At 71.9% G+C, this 231-nt stretch carries 1 pseudogene; it reads left to right on the top strand.

The window, feature by feature from the left end:
* A pseudogene (locus tag ACU18_RS20085) lies at positions 1-231 on the top strand (hypothetical protein); the annotation flags it as partial.

Here is a 231-nt window from a genome sequence, read left to right on the forward strand (position 1 = left end):
ACTCGTGACCTTGACTACCCTTCGCACCGCCGCCGCGAGCTCGCTCGCCGCCGCAGGTCTCCTGTTCAGCCTCGCTGCCTGCTCCGCGCCGACCGCCACCCCGCCGTCGTCCTCCGCCCCCGCGGCCAGCGCCTCCGCGTCGGCGAGCGCCGACAACGCTTCCTGCACCGGGGTCAAGGTAATTGTGGATTCGGGTGCCCTGAAGCAGGACGCCGCCACCACGTCCGTGTG

Source organism: Arthrobacter sp. ZBG10, assembly GCF_001238605.1.
Taxonomy (GTDB): Bacteria; Actinomycetota; Actinomycetes; order Actinomycetales; family Micrococcaceae; genus Arthrobacter.